Raw genomic sequence first — 9,050 nt, forward strand, 5'->3', positions numbered from 1 at the left:
TCACTGGCCCGGCTGGTCGGCGTGCACGAGGTGCCGCGGGCGCGGAGCGACGACGAGGTCCGGCCGAGCGGACGGCGGGCCAGCAGCCGGTCGGCGGCGAACGCGCCGGCCGCGACGGTGCCCACGGCCAGGGCGGTGAAGGCGGTGCCGGCGGCGCGGTGGTCGCGCCAGAGGAGGCGTTCCAGCCGGCCGGCGGCGGAGCCGAAGCCGGCCACCGGGTGGCCCCGGCGCGGGTCGGCGAACCGGGCGTCGGCCAGGTAGCCGGCGACGGCGCCCGCGCCGAAGGCGACGGCCCGGCTCAGCGGGCGCGGGGCAGGGCGCAGCATCGCGTGCGTGTCCTCACTCAGGGTCCGCGCCCTGGATCGACGAACCGGGGGCGAGAGTCTCCTGGCTTCCGGGTCGAACGCACACCCCGGGCCTTCCAGCGGCTTCTGACGGCCCGCCGTGGCGTGTTCCGGTCGTGCTCCCCGGTGACAGTGGCGGGACCGCGCCGGACTCGCACCGGCTTCCTCTGCATGCCTCCGTATTGGCTGAAGGATCCCATCACGGGCCCGAACCGGGAGTCAACCGAGGTGGTGGAGGGTGTTGGTCACACGCCCCGCCGCCCCGTCGTACCGGTGTGATCTTCCTCCCGGAACAACCCGTACGGACGTGTCCTACTGGCTTCCACCCGCCCGCGCGAGTGGACTGAGAGGTGGGTCCAGACACCGAGCACCGGGGAGCGAGTATGCGTTGGGGAATCGCGGCCACCGTGGCGGCCGCCGTCGGCACCGGGGCCGCCGTCCTGGTGATCGGCCGCCGGGCGTCCGAGCGGATGGTCCGCCCGGCCGGGAAGGACCGCGTCAAGGCCGGCCCGGTGCTCGTCCAGAGCCTCGGCGCGGGGCGGGTCACCTTCACCCGCGGCCCGGCGAGCGAGCGCCCGGGCCGCTGGGCCGTGGAGTGGGGCGAGGACGGCCACGCGGTCGTCGAGGAGGTCCTGCACCGCGACGAGCAGGGCGTCACCCGCCGCCTGGTCCGCGCCGACCGGGGCACCCTGACCCCCGGCACCGAGGTCCGCTTCACCCCCCGCGTCCACCTCGGCGACCCGGCGCGGGCGCTCGGCCTGCCGTTCGCCGACACCGCCGTCGAGGGCGAGCTCGGCGCGATGCCCGCCTGGCGGCTGGACGGCAAGCGCGGCACCTGGGTGATCCTGGTGCACGGCCCCGACGCCGACCGGGGGCAGGCCCTGCCGGTCCTGCCCGAGCTGCGCCGCCTCGACCTGCCCGCCCTGGTCGTCAGCTACCGGGGCGACGCCGGGGCCCCCGCCTCCCCGGACGGCCTCGGCCACTTCGGCGAGACCGAGTGGCGGGACGTCGAGGCGGCGGTGCGGACCGCCCTGGACGCCGGCGCGGGCCGGGTGGTCCTCTACGGCTGGTCGCTCGGCGCCACGATGGCCCTGCACACCGCCGCCCGCTCGGACCTCGCCTCCGCGATCAGCAGCCTGGTGCTGGACTCGCCGGTGCTGGACTGGCCGGCCACCGCCCGCCGGGCCACCGCCCGGTCCGGATTCCGGGGCGCGGCCGCCGAACTGGGCGCGCTCGCCGCCGAGGGGCGCACCGGCGTGGATCTGGCCGACTTCGCCCGCCTCGCCGACGGCACCGACCTGCGGGTGCCCACCCTGGTGCTGCACGGCCCCGACGACCCGGTGGCCCCGTTCGCCGCCGCCGAGCGCCTCGCCCACCGCCGCCCGGACGTGGTCAACCTCCAGGCCTTTCCCGGGGGTGACCACGCGGCCCTGTGGAACACCGCTCCGGACCGCTACGCCGAGACCCTGCGCCGCTGGCTCACCCCGTTCTGCTGATCCCCTCCCGGCCGCCTCCCCGTCCCCTTCCGTCCCGTCCCGGCCCCGCCCGCGTCCGGAATCCGCGGTGCACCCGGTTCCACCTGGCATGGACCCGCCACTAAGATCAAGCCAGCCGGTTTGGCCTCTGTTGCCCGATCTTGTGGAGCCCCCGCGCCCCCCGCCCGCCCCGCGCGGGGAACCGGATGTGACAGATGGCCGGTACAAGGGGAAGACTGCTCGACGTGACGTCTCGGAATCCGCGCGACCGTGATGCCCCGCTCCCGCCGACGATCGGTACCGGTGCGACGGTGACCCGTCTCCCCGGAACGGCCCACCGCCCCGCCGGAGCCAGGCCGGGGGCCCCGGGCGTACCCCGCCGACGAGGCCCCGCCCCCGCACCCGGCCGCGGCCGGGTCCCCGTGCCGGAGGGCTTCCCCGCCCCCGCCGAACTCGCCCCGCTGGCCCGCCGCATGCTGGTCGACGCCGTCCGGATCGCCCGCTGGGCCGGCGATCTCGACGAGGTCGACAAGCGCGGCGAGCTGCTCCCCGACGACGCCCGCGCCGCCGGCCGCGCCCTCGCCATGACGGTGGGCGCCGCCGCCAAGGCGTGGGGCCAGGCCCTGCTGGTCGGCCTGGTCGAGGCCCGGGACGGCGGTGCCGTCCCCGGCTGGCGCCTGCACGCCTGGGAGCACGACGACGAGGCGGTGGTCCGCGGCTGGTCGGCCCTGTTCGACGCCTGGACGCTGCTCGCCCCGGTGCCGCCCGCCGCCCTGCGCGGCGTCTTCGCGGTGCTCGCCGGGCAGGCCGTCGACCAGGCACCACAGCTGCTCTCCTTCCTCCACCTGGTGGACGGCCCGGTGGCCGACATCGAGCTGCTGGAGCTGCTCAGGCGCGGCCTGGACGAGCGCCGGGTCGGCGGCGGCGAGGGCACCTTCGGCCTCTCGCCCGTCCCGCACGCGGCCTCCGCCGTCTCCGCCGTCCGCGGCACCTGCCGCGAGCCGCAGATCGACACCCCGGCCGCGCCCGCCGACGTCGCCGCCGTCCTGGACTGGATGCTGGACGGCCTGGCCGCCGTCGGCGCGCTGTCCCGCCGGGACAACGCGGCCGAGCTCTCCCCGCTCGGGCACTGGGCGGTGCGGGCCAAGCTGGAGGAGATCTGCACCGTCGCGCAGACCGCCGCCGGACACATCGAGCAGAGCGCGCTGGAACTGCTGAGCGCCTGCGCCGACTACTCGCCGGGCCCGGCCCGCGCCGAGTACCGGGCCTGGCTGGCCGCCCGTCCGGCCGACCGGGCGGTGGCCGAGCTGCTGGAGGCCGCGCAGGGCGAGGACGCGCTGGTGCGCGGCCTGGCCTTCGAGGCGCTGCGGGTGGCCGGCGTGACCGCCGAGCAGGCCGTCCGGGCCTGCGTCGACGAGGCGGTGCTGCGCCCGTACGCGCTGCTCTGGCTGGCCGAGCGCTCGGACGAGGGGGTCTCCCCGGCCGACGTGCTGGGCGCGGAGGACGCCGCCTGGCTCTGGGTGGACACCGCCGCCGCCGTGCTCGACCACGGGGAAACGGAACTGCTCGTCGGCCACGTGGAGGGCGCCTCGGCCGGCGACCCGGTGCGGCTGTTCGCCCGGGCCCGGCAGTCCGGGCACCCGCGGGCGGCCTCGGTGCTGACCGCCGTCTCCGGCGTCCACCCGGACCCGGGCGTGGCCCGCGCGGCCCGCCGCTCGGCCTTCAGCGTCCACCGCGGCGGCGCGTAGCCCGGACCGGAGCGCACACGCGGAAGGGCCCGGCCCCCCGAGGGGAGCCGGGCCCTTCCGCGTGCCCGTCCGAGGAACGTCAGCCGACCCGCGACTCCGCGCGGCGCGCCCGGACGTCGCCGACCTTCTGCCCCACCTTGCGGCGGATGACCAGCAGCGGCGCCATCGCGGCGAGCGCGATCTGCGCGAACGCGCCGATGTGCAGCAGGTTGTCGCCGCCCGGCAGACCGGTCGCCCAGGCCGCCAGGCAGCCGATCGAGACGACGATCCAGCAGAGCGTGGCGGTGGCCAGCAGGCCCTGCGGCTTGGGGTACTCGATCCGGCTGACCATGAGGTACGCCGCGCCGAAGATGGCGAGCAGACCGGGCAGGAACGGCGGGTCGAGCAGCACGATGGCGATCACCGTCATGGCGCCCATCGGGCACGGCATGCCCTGGAACACCCCGGGCCGCACCTTCACGGCGGAGAAGCGGGCGAGCCGCAGCACCACCGCGAGCAGCACGGTCAGCGCGATCAGCGCCGAGAGGCGGCTGTCGGAGTCGGGCGAGACCATGCCCCAGACCGCGACGAAGTAGGCCGGCGCGATGCCGAAGCTGATCAGGTCGGCCAGGTTGTCGAGTTCGGCCCCGAGCGCGGAGGAGCGCAGCTTGCGCGCCACCAGCCCGTCGAACAGGTCGCACATCGAGCCGATCAGCAGCAGCGTGACCGCGGTGGCGGCGCTGTGCTTGTCCGGCGCGGCGTCCGGGTTGGTGATGTGCGGGACGAGTACCCCGGTGGTGATCGAGTAGATCGCCAGGAAGCCGCAGACGGCGTTCCCCAGGGTCAGGAAGTCGGCGGTCGACAGGTGCTGCGGCGAGCGCGGCGCGCGAAGCTCGCGGTCGCGCGCCCAGCGGCGGCGGCGCAGGACCGCCTCCTCGTCGTCCAGGCCGACGATCGTCTCAGGATCAGTCACGGTCAAGGCGCGTCACCCCGGCGGTGGTCTTCTGGCCGACCTCGACGCCGACCTCGACGCCGGCCGGCAGGTAGGTGTCGACCCGGGACCCGAACCGGATCAGACCGATCCGCTCGCCCTGCTCGACCTTGGTACCGGCGTCCACGTACGGCACGATGCGGCGCGCCACGGCGCCCGCGATCTGCACCATCTCGATGTCGCCGAGCTCGGTGTCGAAGTGCCAGACGACCCGCTCGTTCTGGTCGCTGTCCTTGTTGAACGCGGGCACGAAGCCACCGGGCACGTGCTCGACGGAGGTCACGGTGCCGGGCAGCGGGGCCCGGTTCACGTGGACGTTGAGCGGGCTCATGAAGATCGCCACGCGGGTCCGGCCGTCCGGCCACGCGTCGATGCTCTGGACCACGCCGTCGGCGGGCGAGATCACTCTGCCGGTGCCGATCTCACGCTCGGGGTCGCGGAAGAACCACAGCATGCCGGCGCCGAGCGCGCAGGCGGGTACCGCCGCCAGGGCCCACGCGCCACTGCGCCGGGTGAGGGCGGTGGTCACGGCGGCCGTGGCGAGGGTGGGGACGAACCAGGGGGTGGCTCCGCGCGCGATGGTCACGCGGGGCCGACGACCGGCCGTCGTGGCTGCGAGGGCATCGCGGTCCGTGACGGAGGTGTGAGGGGACGGGCTGATGGGCATCGAAGACCTTTGTCGCGGGGGATCATGGCCGCTGGACGGGGGCCACCGCGGGATCGGGTAATAGAGGGACGTCTGCTGTCCCGGTGGATGCTATCGGGAGCAGACGGTGGGTGGGCAACCCGCCTGCTCGTCATGTGACCTGCCGGAGGCGCGGTCGCGCCCCCTCCCTACGACCGTAGCTGGCCGTGCTCCGGTTCCCAAGGGACCGGGCGAAGCTGGTGACTCATGTCTCAACCGTGCCCGGACGGCCGCTGCGGGGCCGCCCGTCGGGGCGCCGTCGGGGGTGCGCCGAAGCGGCCGCGGGGCGGGTACAGCGGGTGTACGCCCTGCGGCCGCTTCGGTGGGCCGTGCCCGACCCGGGGCGGACCAGGCGGCCGGGCGGGGGCACGGCACGGTGCCGGGACGGACCCGCACGTCCGTCGACCGGCGGCCTCCGGGGCCCGCGGATCGCTCCGCGCACCCCGCGCTCACCGCGCCGCGCGGTACTCCTCCAGCAGGCGGCGCCCGACGATCATCTTCTGGATCTCCGCAGTACCTTCACCGATCAGCAGCATCGGGGCCTCCCGGTAGAGCCGCTCGATCTCGTACTCCTTGGAGAAGCCGTAGCCGCCGTGGATCCGGAAGGAGTCCTCGACGACCTCCTTGCAGTACTCGGAGGCCAGGTACTTGGCCATGCCGGCCTCCAGGTCGTTGCGCTCCCCGCCGTCCTTCTTGCGGGCGGCCATCACCATCATCTGGTGGGCGGCCTCGACCTTGGTGGCCATCTCGGCGAGCTTGAACTGGATGGCCTGGTGCTCGGCGATCGGCTTGCCGAAGGTGGTGCGCTGCTGGGCGTAGGCGATGCCCAGCTCGAAGGCGCGCCGGGCGACGCCGCAGCCGCGCGCGGCCACGTTGACCCGGCCGACCTCCACGCCGTCCATCATCTGGTAGAAGCCGCGGCCGGGGACGCCGCCGAGGATCCGGTTCGCCGGGACGCGGACGTCCTGGAGGACCAGCTCGGTGGTGTCGACGCCCTTGTAGCCCATCTTCTCGATCTTGCCGGGCACCGTGAGGCCCGGGACGGCCGGGTTCGGCCCGAATCCCGGCGTCTTCTCGATCAGGAAGGTGGTCATGTTCTTGTACGGGGTGGAGCCGCCCTCGTCGGTCTTGCAGAGCACCGCGACCAGGGTGGAGGTGCCGCCGTTGGTCAGCCACATCTTCTGGCCGTTGAGGACGTAGAACCCGCCGTCCCCGTCCTTGACGCCCTTGGTGCTGATCGCGGCGACGTCGGAGCCGAGGCCCGGCTCGGACATCGAGAAGGCGCCGCGGATCTCGCCGGCGGCCATCTTCGGCAGGAAGTGGTCCTTCTGCTCCTGGGTGCCGTGCGCGTTGATCATGTGCGCGACGATGAAGTGGGTGTTGACGATGCCGGAGACGGACATCCAGCCGCGGGCGATCTCCTCCACCACCAGGGCGTAGGTGAGCAGCGACTCGCCGAGGCCGCCGTACTCCTCGGGGATGGTCAGGCCGAAGAGGCCGAGCCGCTTCATGCCCTCGACGATCGCGGCCGGGTACTCGTCCTTGTGCTCCAGCTCGGTCGCGACCGGGATGATCTCCTTGTCGACGAACTCGCGCACGGTGGCGAGGATGTCCCGCTGGATCTCGGTGAGGCCGTCGGTCTGTGCGAGGCGTCCCATCGTGCGGCTCCTGTCATGCCTGAGGGAAGGGAGGAGGGGGGGACGGGGGCTCCGCGGGCGTGGCTTCCGCGGAGCCCCCGTGAACCGGGTCGGGCACGGCCGATGACGGCGGCCGGCCCGTCCGGGGCTCTGGGGGAGGAGCCGGGCTCAGCCGAGCGGCGCCGGCCGGCCGGGCTGCTCGCCGCCGCGCGCCTCGATGTAGGTCGCGGTCGGCACCATCACCTTGCGGCGGAAGACGCAGACGACCGTGCCGTCCTGCTTGTAGCCCGTGGTCTCGACGTACACGATGCCGCGGTCGTCCTTGGACTTGGACGGCCACTTGTCGAGCACGGTGGTCTCGCCGTAGACGGTGTCGCCGTGGAAGGTCGGCGCGACGTGCCGCAGCGACTCGATCTCCAGGTTGGCGATCGCCTTGCCGGAGACGTCCGGGACGGACATGCCGAGCAGCAGCGAGTAGACGTAGTTGCCCACCACCACGTTCCGGCCGAAGTCGGTGGTCCGCTCCGCGTAGTTGGTGTCCAGGTGGAGCGGGTGGTGGTTCATGGTGAGGAGGCAGAACAGGTGGTCGTCGTACTCGGTGACCGTCTTGCCGGGCCAGTGCTTGTACACCGCGCCGACCTCGAACTCCTCGTAGGTGCGTCCGAACTGCATGATCGATGGTTCCTAACCGGCCTCAGGCCTGCGGGGGCTCGAAGGTGGAGGTGCGCTTCATGCCGGCGGCGCGGCCCTTGCCGGAGACGACCAGCGCCATCTTGCGGCTGGCCTCGTCGATCATCTCGTCGCCGAGCATCGCCGAGCCCTTGAAGCCGCCGGCCTCGGAGGTGCACCAGTCGTAGGCGTCGAGGATCTGCTCCGCGTGGTCGTAGTCCTCCTGCGAGGGCGAGAAGATCTCGTTGGCGGCGGCGACCTGGTCCGGGTGCAGCACCCACTTGCCGTCGAAGCCCAGCGCGGCGGCGCGGCCGGCCACCTCGCGGTAGCCCTCCTGGTTGCGGATCTGCAGGTAGGGGCCGTCGATCGCCTGGAGGTCGTGGGCGCGGGCGGCCATCAGGATGCGCATCAGGATGTAGTGGTAGGCGTCGGCCGGGTAGCCGGGCGGCTGCTCGCCGACCACCAGGGACTTCATGTTGATCGAGGCCATGAAGTCGGCCGGGCCGAAGATGATGGTCTCCAGGCGGGGCGAGGCCTGGGCGATCGTGTCGACGTTGATCAGGCCCTTGGCGTTCTCGATCTGCGCCTCGATGCCGATCCGGCCGACCTCGAAGCCCATGGTCTTCTCGATCTGGGTGAGCAGCAGGTCGAGCGCCTTGACCTGCTCGGCGTCCTGGACCTTCGGCAGCATGAGGCAGTCGAGGTTGGGGCCGGCGCCCTCGACGACGGTGATCACGTCGCGGTAGGTCCAGTGGGTCGTCCAGTCGTTGACCCGCACGACGCGGGTCTTGCCGCCCCAGTCGCCGTTGTTCAGCGCGTCGACGACGCTGTGCCGGGCGCTCTCCTTGACCAGCGGGGCGCAGGCGTCCTCCAGGTCGAGGAAGACCTGGTCGGCGGGCAGGCCTTGGGCCTTCTCCAGGAAGCGCGGGTTGCTGCCGGGTACGGCCAGGCAGGAGCGGCGCGGGCGCAGGCGGTCGGGGGTCGCGGCGGAGCCGCTCGAAAGAAGGGTGGTGGCGGGCGACGGGTGGGACATGAGGGGGTGGTTCCTTCCGGGTCAGCTGGTCGTGGCGGCCGGGGCGGGCGTCCAGGGCTGGAGCCTGTTGGCCAGCCGGATCTCGTCCACGATCCGGCCGATGATGGTCGTGATGCCGAAGTCCTTCGGGGTGAACACGGCGGCGACGCCGGCGGCCTTGAGGGCCTCGCCGTCCGCTGCCGGGATGATGCCACCCACGATCACCGGGACATCCTCCACCCCGGCCCGGCGCAGCCGGTGCAGCACGTCCGGGACCAGCTCGGAGTGGGCGCCGGAGAGGATCGACAGGCCCACGCAGTGCACGTCCTCGGCGACGGCGGCCGAGACGATCTGCTCGGGGGTGAGCCGGATGCCCTGGTAGACCACCTCGAACCCGGCGTCGCGGGCCCGGACGGCGATCTGCTCGGCGCCGTTGGAGTGCCCGTCCAGGCCGGGCTTGCCGACCAGCAGGCGCAGCTTGCCGGCGCCCAGTTCGGCGGCGGTCGCGGC

The 9,050-nt window shown here is 73.7% G+C and carries 8 protein-coding genes, 1 pseudogene and 1 riboswitch; of the genes and pseudogenes, 2 read left to right on the forward strand and 7 right to left on the reverse strand.

The annotated features are described in order from the left end of the window. Positions 1-326, reverse strand: a pseudogene (locus ABD308_RS08580) (hypothetical protein); the annotation flags it as partial. A gap of 35 nt (positions 327-361) precedes the next feature. Beyond that, positions 362-560: riboswitch (cobalamin riboswitch) on the reverse strand. Positions 561-727: 167 nt separating this feature from the next. On the opposite strand from ABD308_RS08580, the gene ABD308_RS08585 reads away from it, so the two are divergent. Both ABD308_RS08585 and ABD308_RS08590 read left to right on the forward strand, forming a co-directional pair. Next, on the forward strand, positions 728-1,840 hold the full coding sequence (locus ABD308_RS08585) for an alpha/beta hydrolase family protein (RefSeq protein ID WP_344330143.1): 1,113 nt from the start codon (positions 728-730) through the stop codon (positions 1,838-1,840). 401 nt (positions 1,841-2,241) lie between these two features. Continuing rightward, positions 2,242-3,567 carry a hypothetical protein gene (locus tag ABD308_RS08590; RefSeq protein WP_344330146.1) on the forward strand — a complete coding sequence of 442 codons (1,326 nt, stop codon included), beginning with the start codon at positions 2,242-2,244 and terminating at the stop codon, positions 3,565-3,567. Between the two features lie 79 nt (positions 3,568-3,646). On the opposite strand, the gene ABD308_RS08595 is transcribed toward ABD308_RS08590, so the two are convergent. The 6 genes from ABD308_RS08595 to ABD308_RS08620 all read right to left on the reverse strand — a co-directional run. Beyond that, entirely contained in the window at positions 3,647-4,525 is an 879-nt protein-coding gene (locus tag ABD308_RS08595) for a CDP-alcohol phosphatidyltransferase family protein (protein WP_425554724.1), read from the reverse strand. Beyond that, on the reverse strand, positions 4,512-5,204 hold the full coding sequence (locus ABD308_RS08600) for a phosphatidylserine decarboxylase (protein WP_344330150.1): 693 nt from the start codon (positions 5,202-5,204) through the stop codon (positions 4,512-4,514). Before ABD308_RS08600 ends, ABD308_RS08595 begins: the two co-directional genes overlap by 14 nt. Positions 5,205-5,671: 467 nt before the next feature. Beyond that, complete coding sequence (locus ABD308_RS08605; RefSeq protein ID WP_344330156.1) at positions 5,672-6,880, reverse strand: acyl-CoA dehydrogenase family protein; 1,209 nt, start codon at positions 6,878-6,880, stop codon at positions 5,672-5,674. A gap of 147 nt (positions 6,881-7,027) precedes the next feature. Then, entirely contained in the window at positions 7,028-7,531 is a 504-nt protein-coding gene (locus ABD308_RS08610; protein ID WP_344330161.1) for a MaoC family dehydratase, read from the reverse strand. Between the two features lie 22 nt (positions 7,532-7,553). After that, entirely contained in the window at positions 7,554-8,561 is a 1,008-nt protein-coding gene (locus tag ABD308_RS08615; protein WP_344330170.1) for an HpcH/HpaI aldolase/citrate lyase family protein, read from the reverse strand. Between the two features lie 21 nt (positions 8,562-8,582). After that, positions 8,583-9,050: cobalamin B12-binding domain-containing protein (locus ABD308_RS08620; RefSeq protein ID WP_344330178.1), on the reverse strand; the 468-nt coding region annotated here is incomplete at its 5' end.

This window comes from Kitasatospora putterlickiae (assembly GCF_039527695.1).
GTDB lineage: Bacteria > Actinomycetota > Actinomycetes > Streptomycetales > Streptomycetaceae > Kitasatospora > Kitasatospora putterlickiae.